This is a genomic window from Dysgonomonas sp. ZJ709, from assembly GCF_011039195.1.
Lineage (GTDB): Bacteria > Bacteroidota > Bacteroidia > Bacteroidales > Dysgonomonadaceae > Dysgonomonas.
The window spans coordinates 1-23227 of sequence record NZ_JAAKEM010000022.1 but is presented as its reverse complement, the minus strand read 5'-3'; the positions used below and the strand labels follow the sequence as shown (position 1 = coordinate 23227).

The 23227-nt window shown below is 36.4% G+C and carries 20 protein-coding genes; 15 read left to right on the top strand and 5 right to left on the bottom strand.

The window, feature by feature from the left end; translation table 11 throughout:
* The first annotated feature begins 7 nt into the window (after nt 1-7).
* The 3 genes from G7Y56_RS13770 (at nt 8) to folD (ending at nt 7160) form a co-directional block, all read left to right on the top strand.
* Entirely contained in the window at nt 8-4570 is a 4563-nt protein-coding gene (locus tag G7Y56_RS13770; protein WP_165044308.1) for a translocation/assembly module TamB domain-containing protein, read from the top strand.
* A gap of 73 nt (nt 4571-4643) precedes the next feature.
* Nucleotides 4644-5963 carry a signal recognition particle protein gene (gene ffh / locus G7Y56_RS13765; protein WP_165023983.1) on the top strand — a complete coding sequence of 440 codons (1320 nt, stop codon included), beginning with the start codon at nt 4644-4646 and terminating at the stop codon, nt 5961-5963.
* 315 nt (nt 5964-6278) lie between these two features.
* Nucleotides 6279-7160, top strand: coding sequence for a bifunctional methylenetetrahydrofolate dehydrogenase/methenyltetrahydrofolate cyclohydrolase FolD (gene folD / locus G7Y56_RS13760; RefSeq protein ID WP_165044306.1), 882 nt, complete (start codon nt 6279-6281; stop codon nt 7158-7160).
* A 2-nt stretch (nt 7161-7162) separates the two neighbouring features.
* On the opposite strand, the gene G7Y56_RS13755 is transcribed toward folD, so the two are convergent.
* From G7Y56_RS13755 to G7Y56_RS13735, 5 genes are read right to left on the bottom strand one after another with little or no spacing between them, the layout of a single operon-like run.
* On the bottom strand, nt 7163-7768 hold the full coding sequence (locus G7Y56_RS13755) for an HAD-IB family hydrolase (protein ID WP_165023978.1): 606 nt from the start codon (nt 7766-7768) through the stop codon (nt 7163-7165).
* An 11-nt stretch (nt 7769-7779) separates the two neighbouring features.
* Nucleotides 7780-8664, bottom strand: a complete 885-nt coding sequence (locus G7Y56_RS13750) for a decaprenyl-phosphate phosphoribosyltransferase (RefSeq protein ID WP_165044304.1) — start codon at nt 8662-8664, stop codon at nt 7780-7782.
* 7 nt (nt 8665-8671) lie between these two features.
* A complete protein-coding gene (locus tag G7Y56_RS18490) occupies nt 8672-9958 on the bottom strand; it encodes a DUF6080 domain-containing protein (RefSeq protein WP_221412126.1) in 1287 nt (428 codons plus the stop codon).
* A 21-nt stretch (nt 9959-9979) separates the two neighbouring features.
* Nucleotides 9980-10432: a hypothetical protein gene (locus tag G7Y56_RS13740; RefSeq protein ID WP_165023970.1), complete on the bottom strand. Its 453-nt coding sequence runs from the start codon at nt 10430-10432 to the stop codon at nt 9980-9982.
* Between the two features lie 59 nt (nt 10433-10491).
* Nucleotides 10492-11256 (bottom strand): ThiF family adenylyltransferase, encoded by a 765-nt coding sequence (locus G7Y56_RS13735; RefSeq protein ID WP_165023968.1) that lies wholly within the window; start codon nt 11254-11256, stop codon nt 10492-10494.
* Nucleotides 11257-11369: 113 nt separating this feature from the next.
* Here G7Y56_RS13735 and purD point away from each other — a divergent pair, with 113 nt between their 5' ends.
* The 12 genes from purD to bla all read left to right on the top strand — a co-directional run bounded on the left by purD (nt 11370) and on the right by bla (nt 22973).
* On the top strand, nt 11370-12641 hold the full coding sequence (purD, locus tag G7Y56_RS13730; protein ID WP_165044302.1) for a phosphoribosylamine--glycine ligase: 1272 nt from the start codon (nt 11370-11372) through the stop codon (nt 12639-12641).
* A 10-nt stretch (nt 12642-12651) separates the two neighbouring features.
* Nucleotides 12652-13665 carry a hypothetical protein gene (locus tag G7Y56_RS13725; RefSeq protein WP_165044300.1) on the top strand — a complete coding sequence of 338 codons (1014 nt, stop codon included), beginning with the start codon at nt 12652-12654 and terminating at the stop codon, nt 13663-13665.
* 48 nt (nt 13666-13713) lie between these two features.
* Nucleotides 13714-14199, top strand: a complete 486-nt coding sequence (locus G7Y56_RS13720; RefSeq protein WP_165044298.1) for a DUF4251 domain-containing protein — start codon at nt 13714-13716, stop codon at nt 14197-14199.
* 121 nt (nt 14200-14320) lie between these two features.
* Nucleotides 14321-15361, top strand: a complete 1041-nt coding sequence (lpxD, locus tag G7Y56_RS13715) for a UDP-3-O-(3-hydroxymyristoyl)glucosamine N-acyltransferase (RefSeq protein ID WP_185153936.1) — start codon at nt 14321-14323, stop codon at nt 15359-15361.
* 14 nt (nt 15362-15375) lie between these two features.
* Nucleotides 15376-16764, top strand: a complete 1389-nt coding sequence (locus G7Y56_RS13710) for a bifunctional UDP-3-O-[3-hydroxymyristoyl] N-acetylglucosamine deacetylase/3-hydroxyacyl-ACP dehydratase (RefSeq protein ID WP_165044296.1) — start codon at nt 15376-15378, stop codon at nt 16762-16764.
* Nucleotides 16765-16774: 10 nt separating this feature from the next.
* Nucleotides 16775-17560, top strand: coding sequence for an acyl-ACP--UDP-N-acetylglucosamine O-acyltransferase (gene lpxA, locus G7Y56_RS13705; protein ID WP_165044295.1), 786 nt, complete (start codon nt 16775-16777; stop codon nt 17558-17560).
* Between the two features lie 94 nt (nt 17561-17654).
* Nucleotides 17655-19454, top strand: a complete 1800-nt coding sequence (gene typA / locus G7Y56_RS13700; protein WP_165023953.1) for a translational GTPase TypA — start codon at nt 17655-17657, stop codon at nt 19452-19454.
* 180 nt (nt 19455-19634) lie between these two features.
* Nucleotides 19635-20210, top strand: a complete 576-nt coding sequence (locus G7Y56_RS13695; RefSeq protein ID WP_165044293.1) for a DUF5063 domain-containing protein — start codon at nt 19635-19637, stop codon at nt 20208-20210.
* On the top strand, nt 20204-20788 hold the full coding sequence (locus G7Y56_RS13690; RefSeq protein WP_165023948.1) for a 3'-5' exonuclease: 585 nt from the start codon (nt 20204-20206) through the stop codon (nt 20786-20788). The genes G7Y56_RS13695 and G7Y56_RS13690 overlap by 7 nt, the downstream gene beginning before the upstream one ends.
* An 87-nt stretch (nt 20789-20875) precedes the next feature.
* Nucleotides 20876-21784 carry a DnaJ C-terminal domain-containing protein gene (locus G7Y56_RS13685; protein ID WP_165044291.1) on the top strand — a complete coding sequence of 303 codons (909 nt, stop codon included), beginning with the start codon at nt 20876-20878 and terminating at the stop codon, nt 21782-21784.
* 17 nt (nt 21785-21801) lie between these two features.
* On the top strand, nt 21802-22089 hold the full coding sequence (locus tag G7Y56_RS13680) for a chaperone modulator CbpM (protein ID WP_165023942.1): 288 nt from the start codon (nt 21802-21804) through the stop codon (nt 22087-22089).
* Entirely contained in the window at nt 22089-22973 is an 885-nt protein-coding gene (bla, locus tag G7Y56_RS13675) for a class A beta-lactamase, subclass A2 (RefSeq protein ID WP_255498758.1), read from the top strand. The genes G7Y56_RS13680 and bla overlap by 1 nt, the downstream gene beginning before the upstream one ends.
* The last annotated feature ends 254 nt before the right edge of the window (nt 22974-23227 follow it).

The window sequence follows — 23227 nt, the reverse complement described above, 5'->3', positions numbered from 1 at the left end:
TCACCGAATGGAAGAGAACGATGAGGAAGTAAAAGTTCCTAAAAAAAAGAAAAGTCTTATAAAAAGACTCTTTAAATTTTTGCTATACACAATCCTAGGTTTCATAGGATTGAATGTATTGCTGTATTTTTTATTGTCCATTCCTGCCATTCAACAGAAAGTAGCAAATTTTGCCGTCAATCAATTAAAATCGAAGCTCCAAACGGAAGTTTCGATAGATGAAGTACGGCTAAGCCTATTTAATCACGCCACTTTAAAGGGTGTATATATAGAAGATCAGTCTAAAGACACTTTACTTTACGCTCAATTTCTTGATGTACAACTTAGCCCGTGGGAGCTATTGAGAAGTAAAAAACTTGCAATAACAAGTATTACATTAGACGATTTTCTTATAAATGTAAGTCAGAAAGACAGCATCAGCAATTTCAATTTTCAGTTTGTTATTGATGCTTTTGCGAGCACTGACACTACGAAGGTAGACACTACGAAAAGTGCATTGACAATAGTTATCGAAGACATTGACATCAAAAATGGACGACTCAATTATAATGTACTAAACAAACCGGCGACACCCGGATTATTTAATGCTTCGCATATCTCGCTCTACGATGTAAATGCAAATGTCGATCTGAATTCCATAGATATAGACAAACTGGATGTTTCATTAAACAAACTAACAGCAAAAGAAAGATCGGGACTCGAAATAACAAGCCTTACCGGAAAAGTATATTCCGAAAAATCGCAACTATGGGTAGATAATCTATCTTTATCTTTACCCAACTCGCATTTAAAAACAAACCAGGTCAGATATAACTTATCCACAAGTGAATTCGAAATCGGTACAGAGGACACAGAAATTGCAGGAGAAGATTTCACATCGATCTTACCTAACCTCAAATATCTTACACATAAGATTTCTCTCAAAACAAATATAAAAGGCACACTTCCTTTTGTCAATATGGAGAAAATAAGCCTTAATTACGGAGAAGATTGTATTCTGGAAGGAAAAGCTTCTATATCAAGCTATGAAAAATATGGTGAGGCCGACATCGACCTTTCTATCGATAAATTCAGTATACAACCCAACGCAGTTACTGCATTCGCCCGCATTGGCGACAGCACATTTGTAGCGCCTGATATATTGAAAAGCATGGGTACTATCTTCCTTAAAGGCAAATTAAATGGTAAATTGAGCGGATTCAGATTAAACACCGAAGCATGGACACGTCAGGGAGCCATCACCCTTCTGGCAAATGGAGCTATAGACACTACGTTTACTAACTTCAATGTGAATGCACGACTGAATACTCAAAACTTCAATCTGGGTAGGCTTTTAAACCAAGAAAAAGATGGTATAGGTAAGCTATCAATGCATGTGAATCTGAATGCAAGACAAAGTAATAAACAATCGCTGACTGCACAGCTGCAGGGCGTGATAGATGCTTTGGAAATGAACGAAAGGGAGAGTCTTAAGAATGTCAATTTCAATGGATTTTACAATCCTGTCAAAATGGGATTGACCGCCCAAGTCAGTTCTCCTACAGGCTCTATTTTTGCAGATGTAGATATGACTCAGGCAGCGGTACCGGATATAAATGTGAGACTAAATATAGATACATTTAAAATAGATCGTATATATGTAAATGAGGCATGGAAAAATCCACTTTTATCCTTACGGCTCGATGGTCATATAAAAGGACTGGATATTGATAATATGTCAGGACGTGCAACTATAGACAGCCTTGATTTTCATGGTGATAACTTCAATTTCAGACCCGGATTATTTACACTGGAATTAGGCAGACAAGGCGATAAAAACGACAAATACATATCATTTACATCGTCGCTGCTAACTGCAAACATAAGAGGTCAGTACAAATTTCTGACATTAGCCAATGAATTTAGCAATCTGATGTATAAATATATGCCGAGCGTATTTGAAAAACCAAAGTATGCTAAAAAAGATCAGAATAATTTCGACTTCAGTATATCTGCTCAAAATACCGAAGAATTGGGCAAAATATTTGCACTCCCGGTCGATATTATTGTTCCTGCAAACATAAATGGGCGTATAAATACAATAGATCATAAAATAACGATAAACGGAAATATCCCCCATCTCAAATATGGAGAGATGGACATAAAAGACACAAAGCTAGATGTAGCCAATTTAGATTCAGCTTTCAACATTACGCTGGGATCACAAGTCCATATGGACAATGGTATTTATAATCTTGCCTTGAATGTGAACGGTGCAAAAGATGAAATACATAGCCTTTTGAAAGCGAATAGCGACAGTGCTAAAATCGATATTAAAGGACAAATAGAAGCTTTGGCCAAATTCAACAGAAGTGAGAAGAAAGAATTAGTATCCCTTCTTCAATTTGTCGCTTCGGATATAAAAGTAGGAAAACTCAACTTGAATTTACTGCCGGGTAAAATTACAAATATCGGCGAACGTACAGAGATCAGCAACGTTGGTGTTAATCTGAATAATAAGAAATATATCGGAGCCAATGGTGTGATATCAAGAGAAAACGCTGATAGTATAAAAGTATATTTCGAGCAGGCGCAAGTAGGAGATTTGTTAGAAGCATTCGATGTTAACTATGTACATGGAGTAGTTAATGGAGATATAGTGATGACAAATATTTTAGAGCAACCTGAACTTTATACGAAAGGCTTCAAAATGACTGACATTATCGTATTTAAAGATACGTTGGGCTCCCTCGACCTCGAAAGCGAATGGAGCAATGAATTGAAGGGGATAAAACTGAACGCATCCCTCCATAAGGAAATAGAAAAGCAAGCCGAAATAAAAGGAATGATATATACTAATCAGGATTCTCTCGATCTTAAAGTCCATCTTGATAAATTACCTATAGGCTGGATGAAACCGTTTGTAGCTGATATGGTAAACCAACTTTCGGGCACTATCAGCACTGATCTCACAGTGGAAGGAAGTATGAAAGAGCCAAAAGTAAAAGGATTCTTTGGCTTTAATGAGGCATCTGTTGGGATAGATTATACAAATGTAGTCTACACTATTTCGGATACAATAGATGTCACTCCCGATAAAATAGGCTTCGATAACTTGAGGCTAAAAGATTCTCAGGGTCATACAGCCAGAGTGAGTGCAACTGTTACTCATAAAAACTTTGCGGACATGAAATATACTGTAGATATGAACATGACTAATCTCATGGTATTGAATACAGAAAACCGTACTGACAGTTTATTCTATGGTCGTGTATTTGCATCGGGAAGTGTAAAAATAGTTGGTGATGATAACAACATCAACATGAATATGCAGATCAGAAATGACAAAAATTCGACACTCAATATTCTAGTCCCACAAACATCTGAAGCTACCGATTACAAAAGTGTTGTATACATAAATGTACCACAAGAGAAACTAATCGAGAGTAACATAAACGCTGCATTAAGATCACGCAAATCAGATGCTCTACCATTAAAACTAAATGTAAAACTGAATGTGACATCCGATCTGACTCTTGGTATAATTATCGACCCGAATACAGGTGATGCAATGGAGGTGAGGGGAAATGGAAATATAAACTTCAGTTACGATATGCGAACTGAGAACATGACCACTTTTGGCGATTATACACTCACCGATGGGAATGTCAGATTTAATCTGCAAAATATCAAAAGATTAGACTTTAGAATAAGAGAGGGCGGTAAACTTAATTTCATTGGCGATCCATTAAAAACAAATTTCAATATTGCAGCTTTCCGTAGAGTGAGAGCCGATCTTAAAACATTAGATCCTAGTTTTGAGTCAGACTTAATTTCGACAAGAGTGCAGGTAGACTGTATCTTAGGAATAAGTGGGAATATGGATAAAATGAACCTGACCTATGACATTAGTCTGGTAGATTCTAATGACGATTTTCAACGTAAGCTCAATAGCTTAATCAATACTGATGAACAAAAGATTATACAATTTGCATACCTTATCGCTTCCGGCTCATTCCATTCGTCAAGTAGTACAAGTGGTGCGAATTTCACCGAAGGCATGTGGACAAACATGGCTTCGAGTGCATTATCGAATGGCCTGAATGCTGCCTTTGGCAACATATTGGGGGATAAATGGGAAATAGGTACAAATATAGAGTCGAACGATGGCACAATGTCTAATATGGATATGAGCGTAAATGTTTCGACTAAATTCCTTGATGATAAATTGAAATTGAATACCAACTTAGGGTATAGAACAGAAAATTCGGCTACAATGGACAACTCATTTATCGGAGACTTCGATGTAGAATACCAATTGAGTAATGTCTGGACCCTAAAAGCATATAACCACGCCAATGATAGCTTCTATCGTCAGGCTCCATATACGCAAGGAGTAGGTATTGTTTATACGAAGGAAGCGTCTACACTGAAACGATTATTCCAATCGTTCAGACGGAGAAGAAGGATGAGAACCCAACAGGAAAACCAAACTGATTCGACCAAGATGGCAACGGATTCTCTGAAAATCACGACCGATTCTATTAAACCAATAGTGAAGCAGCCAATTATAAACGAGAAAAAGAAATAAGACATTTTCAGTTTATAGCAAAAGTTTATATCTTTGCACTCCATTAATCGAATATAAATAACGAATTTACAATATGTTTGAAAGTCTTAGTAGTAGATTAGAACGATCGTTTAAAATCTTGAAAGGTGAAGGCAAAATCACCGAAATAAATGTAGCCGAAACGCTTAAGGATGTACGCCGTGCGTTACTCGATGCCGACGTTAACTACAAAACAGCAAAACAATTTACCGAAACTGTTAAAGATAAAGCAATGGGACAAGACGTGCTTACTGCCGTTAAACCTGAACAGCTTTTGGTGAAAATTGTACATGACGAGCTAGCCTTGTTGATGGGTGGTACTGCTACCGATATCAACATAAAAGGTTCGCCTGCAATTATATTGATGGCCGGTCTGCAAGGATCAGGTAAAACAACATTCTCGGGCAAACTTGCCAAAATGTTGAAATCTAAAAAAGGCAAAAATCCACTTCTTGTGGCTGACGATATATATCGCCCTGCTGCTATTGAGCAATTGAAGATACTGGGTGCTCAAATAGAGGTCCCTGTATATTTCGAAGAAGACAGCAAGGATCCTGTACAGATTGCATTGAATGCAATCAAACAAGCGAAACAAAATGGCAATGATCTTGTCATAATAGATACTGCCGGCCGTTTGGCTGTTGACGAAGAGATGATGAAAGAGATTACAGCTATCAAAAATGCTGTAAAACCTGACGAAATTCTATTCGTAGTAGACTCGATGACAGGACAAGATGCCGTGAATACAGCCAAAGAATTTAACGACAGATTGAATTTTGATGGTGTTGTATTAACAAAACTTGATGGTGATACGCGTGGTGGTGCTGCGCTTTCTATCCGTTCGATAGTAGACAAACCTATCAAATTTGTAGGAACAGGCGAAAAAATGGATGCTCTCGATGTATTCCATCCCGATCGTATGGCTGACCGTATATTGGGTATGGGTGATATCGTATCACTCGTAGAAAGAGCGCAAGAGCAATACGATGAAGAAGAGGCACGCCGCCTGCAAAAGAAAATAGCAAAGAATCAATTCGACTTCAACGATTTTATCGGACAGATACAACAAATTAAAAAGATGGGTAATCTAAAAGATTTGGCTGCTATGATTCCGGGGGTAGGCAAGTCTATCAAAGACCTGGATATTGACGATGACGCATTCAAAAGTATCGAGGCTATTATCTATTCGATGACTCCAAAAGAAAGAAGTAATCCTGAAATCTTAAACGGAAGCCGTCGTCAGCGTATTGCTGCTGGTAGTGGAACATCTACTCAAGACGTGAATAAGTTGATCAAACAATTTGATCAAACACGTAAAATGATGAAAATGATGACCCAGATGAAAGGTGGTAAAATGCCACAAATGAAAAAATAAGATTGTATTTATATATTGAAAGGAGGAGCAGATGTTCCTCCTTTTTTATTTATAAATAACGTGAGTTTGACAGAAAAAAGGAACAACAAAATTTTCATTCGAATTTGTCATCCAGCTACGCAGTGAGGGATCTATTATTCTACAATAAGGAAAAGTCGAGATCCCTCACTGCGTAGCGGGATGACAGAATGGACGAAAGACTGATACCAAATCATAAAGCATAAGTTATATGATATTTAATATCGAACTTACTTTAAATAATAAATATTGACCTCTATTTTGTATCTTTACACCCATAATCTCAAATAAGAAAGAATGCAACTAATTGACGGAAAAGCCATATCGGCACAAATGAAGATTGAAATAGCAGAAGAAGTTGCCCGAATAAAAGCTGCGGGAGGTAAAACTCCTCATCTGGCAGCAGTACTTGTGGGACACGATGGTGGCAGCGAAACTTATGTAGCCAGCAAAGTACGTACATGCGAAGAAGTTGGATTTAAATCATCTCTAGTTCGTTATGAAGATAACATCACCGAAGAAGAACTTCTGGCTTGTGTAGACCGTTTGAATAAAGATTCTGATGTGGACGGTTTCATTGTACAATTGCCTCTACCCAAACATATATCGGAACAAAAAGTAATAGAAGCCATCGACCATCGCAAAGATGTGGATGGATTCCATCCTATCAATGTAGGGCGCATGTCAATCGGATTACCCTGCTTCGTATCGGCTACTCCGGCAGGTATCGTAGAACTCTTGAAACGATATAACATACCGACACAAGGCAAACACTGCGTTGTACTAGGTCGCAGTAATATTGTAGGAAAGCCCGTTGCCAATTTGATGATGCAAAAAGGTTATCCGGGTGATGCTACTGTAACGGTTTGCCATAGTCGCACACCGAACATTAAAGAGGTTTGTCTAAGTGCCGATATTATTATCGCAGCTCTTGGCGTTCCCGAATTTTTGAAAGGAGATATGGTAAAAGAAGGTGCAGTAGTAATAGATGTAGGTACTACCCGTGTTGCTTCGACAGAAACAAAATCAGGATTCAAACTTAAAGGAGATGTAGCTTTTGATGAAGTTGCTCCTAAAACATCATATATCACTCCTGTTCCGGGAGGAGTCGGCCCGATGACAATTATCTCTTTGATGAGAAATACATTATTGGCAGGTAAGAAAGATATATATAAGTAAATTCAGAACTTTCTATAGAATGGATAATCGGCGATGGAGAGCAATTCTTTATCGCCGCTACTATCTCCATATGCATATAATTTATAGGAATCTCTATCAGGATACAATGCGAGTAAACGATTTACTTTCTCCCGCCCATAACAGTTCTTACTTGCAAATCTACCCGTTATTATATTATCTTTTATTTCTATCTGCGTACCAATTACCTCTTCTATATTTGAAGTATTTGCCCAAGGTTTAATCCAATCGACAATAGAAGCACTTATTATTATTATCTGATGCCCTTCTGATTGGTGCCACTTAATCTTATCAGCAGCTTCTAAATTCGTTATTTCATCAATTCTCCTACTATATCTCTGACAATAAAGATCGAAATCAGGTTTCTTTTTTCCTTTGAAGAAAAAGGAAAACATACGTTGTTTTGCTGATTCATTTGTAATAAAACCAAGCTTAAAAAGAACTAATATTGGCGATAAAATAAGCAATCCAGCTACTAACTTCCATCCCCCATGACAAAAAACGATAAAGTCAAAAAGAGTATCCTTCACTGTAATCGTCCCATCAAAATCGAAGACTGCAATAATTCTTGATTCTTCAACAATTTTCATGCCATAACGTTTTATTTGTAAAGAAGTGAAAATATCAAAAAAGTACCTATCCAACCAATAAATATTATATGCATAAAGCGATCTTTAATAAATATTTTAGTTGGATTTCCTCCATCCCCTTTTACAAAAACAATTTGTAAATAGCGTAGAATACCAAGTATAACAAAAATAGAGGATAGATATAAATTTTCCCCATTACGAGCAATCACTTCGGGTGAAACCGTGTACATGATATAAGAAACAATTATAATACTAGACATTATAGTAATAACAGTATTCAAGAAATCGAGATTATAACCATCCAGATTTTTTCGAGCCTTATTACCCGTTTCAATAAAAATAAGAACATCATCTCTCCGTTTCCCCAGAGCTAAAAGTAATGCTAACAAAAACGTCATAATTACAACCCATCTGGAAAGAGGTACATCTGTTACCAACCCACCGAGAAAAAGACGTATAACGAAACCCGCAGCGACAATAGAAACATCAACAATAGCAATATGCTTCAACTCAAATGAATAAAGGACATTTAACACAAAGTAGAGTCCCAATAGTGCAACAGCATAAATATCTTTTAATAAGAATATATATATTGAGAATCCTGATGCAAGCAAAAAAGTAAATAGAATAAAGGCATCTCTCTTATTTACAGTTCCCGAAGCTAAAGGTCTGTTTCTTTTCATAGGATGTAACTTGTCAGCTTCAATATCGCACAAGTCATTAACGATGTATATAGAACTGGCAACGAATGACAAACCAATAAAAGCCCAAATACAAGCTATAATTAAAGGAATCTCAGTCATCCTAAATGCAAAAAACATTGGAATAAATACGAATAGATTTTTAACCCATTGATGCACCCGTATCAGCTGTATGTATGATTTTATTCTTCTCATTATATAATTAAATTGAAATCCAGTCCGGCAATACTAAAGGATAATATTCTATCGCAAGGGTGAGAAAATTAATTAATTGGTAAATATTATTTACACACAGAAAAAGAAACATGCAAGATAATAATAATAGAAATATATTACCCGTTTTTTTACTTAATGATTTATATAACCAACCTAGAAAAAGAGGTACTACATAAACCCAATGACCTCCATATAAAAATCCCTCAGCAATACCAAATTTCAAAATTACATGTAAAAAAATATCACAGCTAAAGAATAGTACTAAAAGTTGAATATACTTATTTTTATAACCTCTAATTATAGAGTATATGATAAAAAAGAATAATAGCCCAACAAATAGATATTGCCACCAAAAATGATAACGATCGGTTTCTATCATCACCCCTGAATACTCATTCAGTCCTTTTTGTATCGGAGGAAAAAATATCGGAGATCCTAAAAATAGATCAACTACCTTCTCAAGCAAACTACTCTCGGAATAGATAAACTTATTAATCCCAGAAGTAAGATTTGAAAAAATGTTATATCTAAATTCTATCCATACAAGGCTTAAGAAAAACAATATTCCTAAAGCGAATATTTTATAAAGCTTATTTTTTATATTCCCTTTAATAAAGAATATCGGAATAATTCCTTTTGCAAAGTTTGTTATTGTTGTACCTCCTAATGCAAATGCAAAAAATATATTGGAAAGAAATGTCACTTTCTTCTCCGATAATATACAGTAGCTATAATAATATACAGTAAAAGTCAGGAGGAACAATGAAATTGTAAAAGATTCGATGGTGAAACAGAGAATAAGATTTGTTGAAAAGAACCCATAGAAGAAAACTAAAAGGTAAAGAGGGTACTTATTTACTCCTACTATAATCTTAAGATACCGATATATATAAACTATAGATAAAGAGACTATTGAAGTGCAAAATAAAACTATAAATACTCCTTTCGCTTTATAGCCGAATAATTTAATTAATACATCTCCTACCAACATTAAAGGCTTGGTGAAATAGAGCATCAAGGGATGCCTTTCCAAATTCAGAAAACCTTGATTAAATATAGGTGTATTGTCAAAAGAAAGATATAAATCATAAATTCCTGCATAAGGATAGTCTAGAATATAGGTATGGAAAAGTAAGAACAATGAATACGATAAATAAATAAAAGTAAAAAACAGAAAAAGCGATATTTCTATCTTACCCTTAGGCAGTATTGTTATAACAACGTTTTTTAGCTGTACAAAATTATCTTTTAAAACCTTTGTTTTAGAGTCCATTATGTAAAAATACAATATTTATCAGTCATTCTGATAAGGTATATTCTTAAACTCGCTTAACTCTACAATTTTGCTTTTCACCGCAGTAACATCACTATAAATAAGATTGGATAGGTCTAACTTGCGTTGTTTTTGTCCACCGTTAAGCAAAAGCACAATGTAACTCACTCCAATGTTAACCTGACTGACTGTTGTCCATTCTATCTTTACATTACTTTGTCCAGGCAAACTTGCTTCAATAGAATTACTATCGATTCTCAATGTATCTCCCGGTAACCAAAGGGTATTACTGAGCAACAATATAGCGGCCATTACGACTCCGATCAGAGAACTACAGAAAAGAATATCAAAACGACTTGCCACCCCTTCGGTAATACAGAAGTAAAGGCTGAAAATTATCAGATAAATACCGATAACAATATTAGTTATCTTTTTACCTCCCGATATACCATATTTAACAACTAACTCACTCATATCTATGTGTTTTAATGAATTTCCTACAAAGATGCAAAAATATCTTCGTAATATTTTACTTATTCTTTACAAATATCCTGAATTACCAACCCTGCTAAATTCAATCCGAAAATGGCGGTAATATGAGACATAGTACCGTTTACTTGTGCCTTTTTACTCGGGTTCTTTTCTCGAAGCAATGCCGAACTTTTAGATTCGTCCTGCTCATAAACCAAACCTTTGTTTTCTAAAAGTTCATCGCTATACACACATAAGAACTTTTTAGCAGGTTTATTTTCTTTTTTCATCCGCTGACGCAAAGCAGAAGCAAGTCTGCACCCCTGAACTTTCCAAAACTCTGCAACTTTTATTCTCGAAGGATCCATCTTTAAGGCGGCTCCCATAGATGAAAACAAAGTTCCTTGTGTTTTTGTTGCAGCTTGAATAAGATGGATTTTATGCTTGAGGCTGTCTATGGCATCTATTATATAATCATAAGTACCCAAATGGAAAGACGCTGATGACTCTTCACTATACACCTGAGCTAAAGTCGTTATTTCAGCATCTGGATTTATATCTAACAATCGCGATTTTAATACATCAACTTTTACCTGCCCCACAGTCTTGGTCGTGGCCATCAACTGACGATTTATATTTGTTTCACAGACACGATCTGCATCTACTATTGTTAAATGTTTTATCCCTGATCGTACGAGACTCTCTGCACACCAGCTACCAACACCCCCCACACCGAATATTATAACACGTGTAGAAGAAATTTTATTCATTAAATCACTACCCAATAGTAACTCGGTGCGTTTAAATATACCCTTTTCTATATCCATCTGTCGCTTTTTTCCTTTATTAAGGGTGCAAAATTACAATAAATATTCAGGATTTCATGTTAACAGAAAATAATCATATATCTTTGTCATTCAAAGAAAAATCAGTATCCATTATGAATATTTTATTGTTAGGAAGTGGCGGACGCGAAAACGCTTTAGCGTGGAAAATTAATCAAAGTACCAAAGTAGATAACCTCTACATTGCACCGGGTAATGCTGGCACTGGACTGATTGGTAAAAACATAGATTTATCTATAACCGATTTCCCCTCAATAAAACAATTTGTGTTGGAAAACAATATCGACATGATAGTTGTCGGCCCCGAAGAACCTTTGGTAAAAGGAATCTACGACTATTTTGCAAATGATACGCAAACAAAAAACATTCCGGTTGTCGGTCCTTCGCAAAAGGGTGCAGAACTCGAGGGCAGCAAGGATTTTGCCAAACAGTTTATGGTTCGCCATAATATACCTACGGCTCGCTACAAAAGCTTTTCTTTAGATCAGTTAGAAGATGCTTATTCATTCCTTGAACAGCTACAAGCACCATATGTATTAAAAGCCGATGGTTTAGCCGCCGGAAAAGGTGTGCTTATCATAAATGATCTTGACGAAGCTAAGTCCGAACTCAAAGAAATGCTTAGTGGTATGTTTGGTGATGCCAGCAAAACTGTTGTTATAGAAGAATTCTTATCGGGAATAGAATGCTCCGTATTTGTAATGACGGATGGCGATTCATATAAGATTTTGCCTGTTGCAAAAGACTACAAACGCATAGGCGAAGGTGATACAGGATTAAATACAGGTGGTATGGGAGCTGTTTCTCCGGTTTCGTTTGCTGACGAAATCTTCATGAAGAAGGTAGAGGAACGCATTGTAATACCGACTATTGAAGGCTTAAAGAAAGACAACATCACATACAAAGGTTTCATCTTCGTTGGACTGATAGAAGTAAAAGGCGAACCAATGGTAATAGAATATAATGTCCGAATGGGTGATCCTGAAACAGAAGCGGTAATGCTTCGCATAAAATCGGATTTTGTTTCTTTGCTGGAGGGTGTCGCAACCAAAACATTAAAAGAAAAAACGCTGGAAATAGACCCTAGATACGTAGTAACAGTAATGCTCGTTTCGGGCGGATATCCTGGAGACTACGAAAAGAATAAAGAAATGAACGGACTCGATGCAATATCTGACAGTATCCTGTTTCATGCAGGAACTAAATTGTCGGATGGTAAAGTTCTTACAAACGGCGGACGCGTAATTGCTGTAAGCTCTTATGGAGAGACAAAAAAAGAAGCCCTTGCTTTATCATTCCAAAATGCGGAAAAAATAAAATTCGATAAGAAATATTATCGCAAGGATATTGGCTTCGACCTGAAATAACCATTAAATAGTGAATCTCAGATCATATAAAAAGACGATTGCAGAAGGGAAAGGTATATTTATATTCGCCATCCTATTCGCGATTTTTATCCGGATAATATATTTCATATTTTCTGATGAATCGTCATTTTATATATCTTCGTCATCCAATGGCTATTTGTGGATTCCAATTTCATCCTTCTTTACTCAATCAGCAACAATCTCTTTATTGAGTACTAGTATAGCTATTGCTCTCATCGCCTTCTTGAATAGCCACATAAATACAAAATATGTATTAATCAGAAGAAAAACATTTCTACCTGCAGCCTTTTCTGTACTACTATTCAGTTGTAGTACCTTTTTTCTGGGAATGAGTGCAGAATATTTCGGAGTTTTATTCATTCTATTAACCATATCCTCTCTGTTTTCGTCATATAATAGCGACAAAAAACAATTTGGAGCATTCAATGCTAGTTTTATTCTTACACTAGGTAGCCTTTTTGTACCCGGGCTACTTTTATACTTTCCTATTTTATGGATTGGGCTGGGAATAATGAGATGCTTCAATTTTAAATCATTCTTGGCGACTATACTGGGAATAATAATTCTATACTTTCCTGCATTTTCTTATTATCTCTTTACAGATAAATTAGCTGTTTTTTATGCACCATTTACATCAGTTACTATAAATCAATTAAGTAATTTACCTATTCTAAATCTCCAGCTTGCCGATTGGATTATAATTGGATTTTCGGGAATAATAATAAGTATCATACTTATAGATAGCTACATAAACAGCTACAAAGATAAAATCAGAACACGCGCATATATCTACTTACTGATTTTAATTACTTCTGTTTCCATCTTGCTTTCTATCTTCCTCAATATTAATTATATATCTAACATATACATCGCTATAGGGGTAGGCACTTTAATTCTTTCTCATTTTTATGCTTTAGCTGAAGATAAGTGGAAAATATTCCTATTTTACCTTTACTTTATTCTATATATAGCTACTTGCTTTTTACCATATTTACCCATCTAATAAAACATTCCGAACAATCATACGTTCTATTATAAAATGATGAATGCTATGAAACTAATTTTAAAGATTACAGTTATTATACTGCTAACTAATTTATTGGCAAGTTGCAAAACAGGAGAAACAAGTATTTCTGATCAAGAAACAATCTCATGCATGACCGAAAAAATAGACTCTATGAATTATACCTTTGTTCCTTCTACTGCGACACCGATGAGTGGAGGAAGAACTATTCAGCTAACATCACCTTACTCTTTAAAAATAACAAAAGATACAATTACCTCATATTTACCCTATTTCGGCCGTGCCTATTCAGCCCCCTATTCTTCTGATGAAGGAGGAATAAAATTTGCAAGTACCAAATTTGATTACTTAATTTCGGAAAAGAAAAAAGGTATGTGGGATGTATCGATAGATATCAAAGACAACCAACATAATTATAAACTTGTTCTACGAATCGGGGATACAGGTTATACATCACTTACGGTACAGGAAAACAGCAGACAACCCATATCCTTTTACGGAAAGATTGAATAAATAACAATATTTTGTATTCTCCCAAAGGTTTTTAAGTATAAAAGTCATATATTTGGAAAATTATTATTTATTTCGCATTCTCGGAAAAGAATACATTTAGTTTTTACTTTTTTATATGCAAATATCCTTCACTGCACAGCAAATTGCTACAGTTTTAAATGGAACGATTGAAGGTGATCCTTCTGTTGAGGTTACTAATTTCTCTAAGATAGAAGAAGGTAAACCAGGGACCCTGACATTTTTAGCCAATCCCAAATACACTAATTACATATATACAACTAAGGCAAGCATCGTCTTAGTTAATAATGATTTCGTAGCAGAGCATCCCATAGAGGCTACTCTAATACGCACCTTCAATGCATATGCCTCATTAGCCATATTGCTCGACTTCGTTGAAAAATCGAAACCTAAAAAAACAGGAATAGAACAAATGTCGTTTGTGAGTGAAAAAGCTGTATTAGAAGAAGACGTATATATTGGAGCATTCGCCTATATAGCTGATAGAGCAAAGATAGGCAAAGGATCGAAGATATACCCCCAATCCTATATTGGTGAGGGTGTTACTATCGGAGAAAATACAATTATCTACTCGGGAGCAAAAATATATGATGGTTGCCAGATAGGCAGTAATTGTATTATACACTCAGGAGCTGTAATTGGATCAGATGGTTTTGGCTTCGCTTTAGAAGAGGATGTATACAAAAAAATACCTCAACTAGGCATTGTAATCATCGCAGACGACGTTGAGATAGGAGCAAATACAACTATCGACCGTGCTGTTATGGATGCTACCATAATACATAAAGGTGTTAAGTTGGATAACCTTATCCAAATAGCACATAATGTTGAAGTAGGTGAAAACACTGTTATGGCAGCTCAGGTTGGCGTATCAGGTTCTACCAAAATAGGAAAACAGTGTATGTTTGGCGGACAAGTTGGTCTAGGAGGTCATATTACTGTGGGTGACAATGCAAACATCGGAGCGCAAGCAGGTATAATAAGCAATGTAAAAGCAAATGCTAAAATAATAGGAGCACCGGCCATGCCAGTAAAAGACTTTTTCCGATCTAGTGTAGTTTTCCCTAAACTACCGGAAATGTATCGTCAGATGGCGCAACTGCAAAGGGAAATAGAAGAATTAAAATCTAAAATAAACAAATAAGAGCCTTTTTAATAATGGATAAACAACACACGCTGAAAGATAGCTTTACCCTACAAGGTAAAGGACTACATACGGGGTTGCCAATAACGATTACATTTAATCCGGCACCCGAAAATCACGGATATAAAGTAAGAAGAATTGATCTGGAAGATCAACCTATCATAGATGCTCTTGCCGAGAATGTAGGAAATACTCAACGTGGTACAGTGCTAATAAAAGGAGATGTGATAGTGAGTACTATCGAGCATGCCATGGCAGCACTATATGCCCTGAATGTTGATAACTGCTTGATAGATGTCAACGCTCCCGAATTTCCGATACTTGATGGTAGCGCTATAAAATATGTAGAAGCTATCAAAAAAGTTGGTTTGGAAGAACAAAGTGAGGAAAAAGACTATTTCATCGTGCGCCGCAAAATGGAGATAAAGGACGAAGAAACAGGATCAAAAATAATCCTGCTACCGGACGAACAATTTTGTGTAAATTCATTTATTGAATTTGAATCGAAATATATACCGAATCAATCAGCATCTTTGGATGATCTGAACGATTTCGAAAATGAAATAGCAGGTGCCCGTACTTTTGTTTTTGTACGCGAAATACAAAAATTATTAGAGGCCGGATTAATAAAAGGTGGAGATCTCGATAATGCAATCGTAATATACGAAAGACAAATATCTCAAGAAGCCCTTGACAATTTGGGTACGCTACTAGGCATACCTTTCAAAAAGGATGCAACAGAACTTGGCTACCTCAACAATAAAGAAATTCAATACCCTAACGAACCTGCTCGCCACAAACTACTAGATGTTGTTGGAGATATGGCTCTAATAGGAAAACCAATCAAAGGACGTATAATAGCTACACGCCCGGGGCACAAAATCAATAATCAATTGGCACGTGCAATCCGTAAGCAGATTAAAATGAACGAAGTTCAGCCACCTATATACGATCCGAATATCGAACCTGTATTTGACATCAATAAGATCAAACTACTACTGCCTCACCGTTACCCATTGTTGATGGTAGATAAGATTATCGAAATTGGCCAAAAACATATTGTCGGAGTTAAAAACATGACAATGAATGAGGCGTTCTTCCAAGGACACTTCCCTCAAGAACCTGTTATGCCGGGAGTATTACAAATTGAGGCAATGGCACAAATAGGAGGTCTTCTTGTTCTTTCTCAAGTAGAAGAGCCAGAAAGATATTCTACTTACTTTTTGAAAATCGACAATGTAAAATTCAGAAGCAAAGTTGTACCAGGAGATACACTGATCTTCCGCCTTCAAATGATGTCAGAAATACGACGTGGAATTGCTAACATGAAAGGATTTGCCTTTGTTGGTGAGAAACTCGTATCAGAAGCCGAATTTACGGCTCAAATCGTAAAAAATAAATAAATAAGATTATATGTCAAACATATCGACTTTAGCTCATGTTGACTCTGACGCTAAATTGGGAGAGAATGTAACCATAGAGCCATTCGCATTTATCGATAAGAATGTTGAAATAGGTGATGGTACAATCATTATGTCAGGAGCCAACATAAGAGAAGGTTCTAGGATTGGAAAAAACTGTTGTATTTCTCCGGGAGCAGTTATTGCAGGTATACCTCAAGACTTGAAGTTCAGAGGTGAAGATACTTTAGCAATTGTAGGGGATGGTACTATGGTGAGAGAATGCGTGACCGTCAATCGCGGAACAGCATCGAAAGGACATACCATCGTTGGCAAGAACTGCTTACTGATGGCTTATAGCCACATTGCTCACGATTCTATATTAGGAGATTACGTTATCATAGGCAATGCTACACAGCTAGCGGGGGAAGTAGAGGTAGATCATCATGCTATATTAAGCGGAGGTACACTTGTTCATCAATTTACCCGTATTGGTGCTCATGTTATGATACAAGGAGGCACTCGTTTGGGAAAAGACATCCCTCCATATATTATCGCCGGACGCGAACCTGTATGTTATTCGGGAGTAAATCTAGTGGGATTACGAAGACATAATTATTCGAATGATAAAATAAATGAGATACAGGAAATCTATCGTATCATTTATCAATCAGGCTATAACTTCACCGATGCTATAAAGAAAATAGAGCAAGAATTTGAGAAAACTCCGGAAATGGAGTTAATTGTTGAGTTCGTTAAAAGCTCGCCACGTGGCATTGTCAGAGGTTATATGGGATAAAATATATAAAATATTCATAAAGCATCCATTTAGAGCAATCTAAGTGGATGTTTTTGTTTAAAAAAGCGTACCTTTGCAACCTCAAAATTTATGTATGCAGAATATTAGAAACATTGCGATTATCGCACACGTGGATCATGGTAAGACTACACTTGTTGACAAGCTACTTCTTGCCGGATTACTTTTCAGAGACAATCAGTCAACAGGCGATCTTATTCTTGACAATAACGATTTGGAGCGTGAACGCGGGATAACCATCCTTTCCAAAAACGTATCAATCAACTATAAAGGAACAAAAATCAACATTATTGACACTCCCGGCCATGCCGACTTTGGAGGAGAAGTTGAACGAGTATTAAATATGGCCGATGGCTGTCTACTACTGGTAGATGCATTTGAGGGACCAATGCCACAAACTCGTTTTGTGCTGCAAAAGGCTATTCAAATGGGATTGAAACCCATTGTTGTAATCAACAAAGTAGACAAACCAAATTGTCGCCCCGAAGAGGTGCATGAAATGGTATTCGATCTTATGTTCAGTCTCGATGCAACTGAAGAACAATTAGATTTCCCTACTATTTACGGTTCTGCTAAACAAGGCTGGATGTCGGAAGACTGGAAAGAAAAGACAGAAGACCTTATCCCTCTCTTAGATGCAATTGTAAAACATATCCCCGGCCCTGAATTATTAGAAGGAACTCCACAAATGCTAATCACATCTCTGGATTATTCTAAATATGTAGGACGTATCGCTATCGGACGTATTCACCGCGGTGAATTGAAAGAAGGAATGGATGTTTCTCTTTGCAAGCGTGACGGAAGCTTCATAAAAAGTAGAATTAAAGAAATAAATACATTCGAAGGACTTGGCCGCACAAAGGTAACAAGTGCCGAATGTGGTGACCTATGTGCTCTTATTGGTATCGACGGTTTTGAAATTGGAGATTCAATTGCCAGCCTCGAAAACCCGGAGCCATTACCTCCTATCGATATCGATGAGCCTACTATGTCGATGCTCTTCACTATCAATGACTCTCCGTTCTTTGGTAAAGAGGGTAAATTTGTTACCTCTCGTCATATACACGACCGCCTTATACGCGAGTTGGATAAGAATTTAGCTTTACGCGTAGAGTTAACGCAAAATGCTGATTCATGGACTGTTTTCGGACGTGGAATTCTCCACATATCAGTTTTAATCGAGACTATGCGCCGAGAAGGTTATGAATTGCAAGTAGGACAACCTAAAGTAATTATCAAAGAAATAGATGGTGTAAAACACGAACCGATAGAGCAATTGACGATTAATCTACCTGAAGAATATTCAAGTAAGATTATTGACCTTGTGACTCGTCGTCGTGGCGAACTAACTATGATGGAAACCAAAAGAGATCGTGTTTATCTCGAATTTACAATCCCTTCGCGTGGTATAATCGGTATCAACAATACTGCACTTACACTTTCGGCAGGTGAAGCTGTTGTATCTCATCGCTTCCTTGACTTCCAACCATGGAAAGGCGATATTGATAAACGCTCAAACGGATCTATAATCGCCAGCGAATCAGGCAATGCATATGCATATGCTCTTGACAAATTGCAAGATCGCGGACATTTCTTTGTAGAACCACAAACTGACATCTATATGGGACAGATTGTAGGTGAACACTCGAAAGAAGGTGACTTGGTCGTTAATCTTACAAGAGCTAAAAAAATGAGTAACGTACGTGCTTCGGGTACTGACGATAAAGCAAAACTAGCTCCTGCTATTATTTTCAGCCTTGAAGATGCACTGGAATATATAAAAGAAGATGAATATGTAGAGGTTACTCCAAGCTCTATCCGTCTGCGTAAGATATATCTCGATGAGAATGAGCGCAAGCGCATGACCAAGAAGTGATATCTCACCCGATATAAATATATAAAGTCCCCCTGCATAGTCTGCAAGGGGCTTTTTTATTGTATAGGAAGGAAAAGTCCAAAATATGAAAGATTATTTAACCATTCCAAATAATTGTAAAAAAGAGGCGACGCCCCTTACTTTTATTTCGTAATTTTGTTATAATAAAAAAATGAAGAAATGGCAGAAGAATTAAAGGAAGTTGTCTATTCACGAGATTCTATAGAGTTTGTTACAGTAGCTGTACAGTATTGTGGCTATCTGGAAAACTTTGAAGATATAGAATCAGCGGAGCTAACAGACAAACTGACAAAGATATTACCCCTACTCTATCTGAAGGCATCCCTTGTTCCCGATACCGAAATGGTCAACGAAGAAGAGCCTGAAATAAGCGTAAGTGAAGAAAATTACAATTATATATCATCTAAATTATATAATGTATTCGGCAAAGACGACTCCTATCTGGAGGTATTTCTGCAAGATATGAAGTATAGTGAAACACCTATTGTAGCCAGCATCTCCGAAGATCTTACGGATATCTATCAAGATACAAAGAACTTCATTACTATTTACGAACGCGGACTGACAGAGAACATGAACGATGCGCTGTATGTATGCATCGAGCATTTCAAGATATACTGGGGACAAAAATTAGTAAATGTTTTACGCGCATTACATTCACTTAAATATTCAACAGACGATGAATTGCTGGGAAGCGATACGGATATAACAGATAATACAGACGATATATGGTGAGTACAATTACAAAAGAACAGATATCCGGGCTTCCTCAAGAGAGTTTTGCCGGAAGGATTATTGTGGTACAAACCGAAAATGAAGCTGAGAAAGCCTGTCAATATTTGGAAAAATACGATTCTATAGGGTTCGATACAGAAACTCGTCCCGCTTTTCGTAAGGGAGTATCGCACAAAATTGCATTAATGCAACTATCAACTAATGATACATGCTTTCTGTTCAGGCTTAATCATATCGGTTTGCCGGATTGTTTAGCAAATATTCTAACAAATCCAGCTATAAAGAAGATCGGATTATCTCTTAAAGACGATTTTTCTGCTATACATAAAAGGAAGCCACTGGCCCCCGAAAACTTCATTGACTTGCAAGACTTTGTGAAATATTATGGTATAGAAGACAACAGCTTACAACGCATTTATGGCATACTTTTTGAAAAAAGAATATCAAAGGGGCAGCGTCTGTCAAACTGGGAAACAGAAATACTTTCAGATGCTCAGAAAAAATATGCTTCTCTTGATGCCTGGGCATGCCTGAAAATATATAATGAACTAAAAAACAGAGCTAAAATCAAAAAATAAGATTGTAGCCTTTTTTGCAACATCCCTAAGTTATTTGTGATTAATTTGTTATAACTTTAAAATGTAAAATTAATATTTTAAATAGATATGGCATTTATAGACTATTACAGTATATTGGGTGTTTCTAAAACAGCTACTGCCGATGATATAAAAAAAGCTTATCGGAAGTTGGCCCGTAAATACCATCCCGATATTAATTCTAATAATGAGGAGGCAAAACGTAAGTTTCAGCAAATAAATGAAGCTAACGAAGTTCTCAGCAATCCTGAAAATCGGAAGAAATACGACGAGTATGGTGAAAACTGGAAACATGCTGAAGAATATGAGAAAGCTCGTCAGCAACAATCACATAATGGTGGATTTGCAGATTATGGAGGATTCGGTGGCGGTGGCAACTATAGCTTCACTGAAGACAATGGCGAATTTTCAGACTTCTTCGAATCCTTGTTTGGTAACAGAGGAGGACGCTCTGGCAGACAGCAAAGAGGATTCAGGGGTGCAGACTATACCACAGAATTGCACATAAACCTTCGTGATTCTTACGATACCCATAAACGTGAACTTGCTGTAAACGGCAAGAAACTACGCATTACTATCCCTGCTGGCGTAGCAGATGGTCAGGTAATAAAACTTGCAGGGCAAGGCGGAGAAGGGGCAAACGGAGGGCCTAAAGGTGATCTGTTCATCACCTTCGTAATAACTGAAGACCCGAATTTCAAACGGGTAGGCGATGACTTATACTCTACGGCTAATATCAATTTATATACCGCCGTACTGGGAGGTGAAGAAATGGTCGACACCTTTACAGGGAAAGTAAAACTAAAAATTCCTGCAGGTACCCAAAATGGCACTAAAGTAAGGCTCAAAGGCAAAGGATTTCCTATATACAAACAAGATGGCAAATTCGGAGATCTTATTATAACCTATTCGGTCGAAGTTCCTACTAATCTGAGTGAAGAACAAAAAGAATTGTTCAGAAAATTAGCCAAGTCTTAACCTAAAGTATTACCATTATGAAATCCGAACTGATAATTATAAGCGAATACTGTATACAAAGTCAGATAGAACCCGACTTTATAATACAACTGGAAGATGAAGGATTGATAGAGATCAGTATAATAGACGATGAGCGCTATATACATATATCTCAACTGAAAAGCTTGGAGCAATATGCCAGATGGTATTACGATTTATCAATCAATATGGCAGGGATCGATGTTATTCATAATCTACTTGATAAGATCGACAATATGCAAGAAGAGATACGAAGATTAAAAGAACAAATACGTTTGATTGACTGATGAAGCGGACATTAATATTTGTAATCTTATCTGCAATAATACCTTTTGCTTTCGCCCAAAAGGATGGATTAAGACATAATATCCAAAAGATTATTGAAAACAAACAAGCTACTATAGGAGTTGGATTGATTGTGGATGGAAAAGATACGCTTACCATCAATAATAACCACAACTATCCGACGCTAAGTGTATATAAATTCCACTTGGCATTGGCGGTATTAAATTATATGCAGATAAATAATATTTCACTTGAACATGAGATATTTATCGCCAAAGACGATTTATTACCGAATACACATAGTCCACTAAGAGACACCAATCCTGATGGAAATTACAATATGTCGATAGCAGACTTAATAAAATATAGTGTTGCAAAAAGTGATAATAACGCCTGCGACATATTGTTTAAATACATTGGTGGAACAACAAAAGTCGATCAATACATCAAAAGTATAGGTATAGAAAATTGCCATATAGCTGCGACGGAGGCCAAAATGCATGAGCAGTTTGAAAACCAATACTTAAATTGGTCAAGTCCACTATCAGCGGTTCGCTTATTAGAGGTCTTCAGAAGTAATAAGCTCCTATCTCCAATTTATCAGGATTTTCTATGGAAAACAATGGTTGAAACAACTACAGGTAGTAACAAAATAAAAAGCCTGCTTCCCGCAAAAACACTTGTTGCACACAAGACAGGGAGTTCTTTTCGGAACGAAGATGGACTGAAAGCCGCAGAGAACGATATCGCTATTATTCAGCTACCTGATGGGAAATATTATTCACTCGCTGTTTTCATTACAGATTCGATGGAAAACGATGACATTAATGCAAAAATAATAGCAGATATATCGAAGACTGTATATGATTATTTGATAGCACAATAAACTAATTAACATGTGTTCGATATAAAGAAAGAAACAATAAAAAACATCATTCAACTTTGTCATCCCTCACTGCGTATCGGGATGACTCTTATATTTGTTTTATAATTTACTATTCAAAAAGCAAGGTTAATTTTATTCTTTTGTTGTAAAAAAGTAGAGATTAACCGATTATCAAAAGTAAACTATGGGATGACATAAAGTTGAAACTTTATTTCTTGAATTAGACTTTTGATAATCAAGCTGAAGATACCATA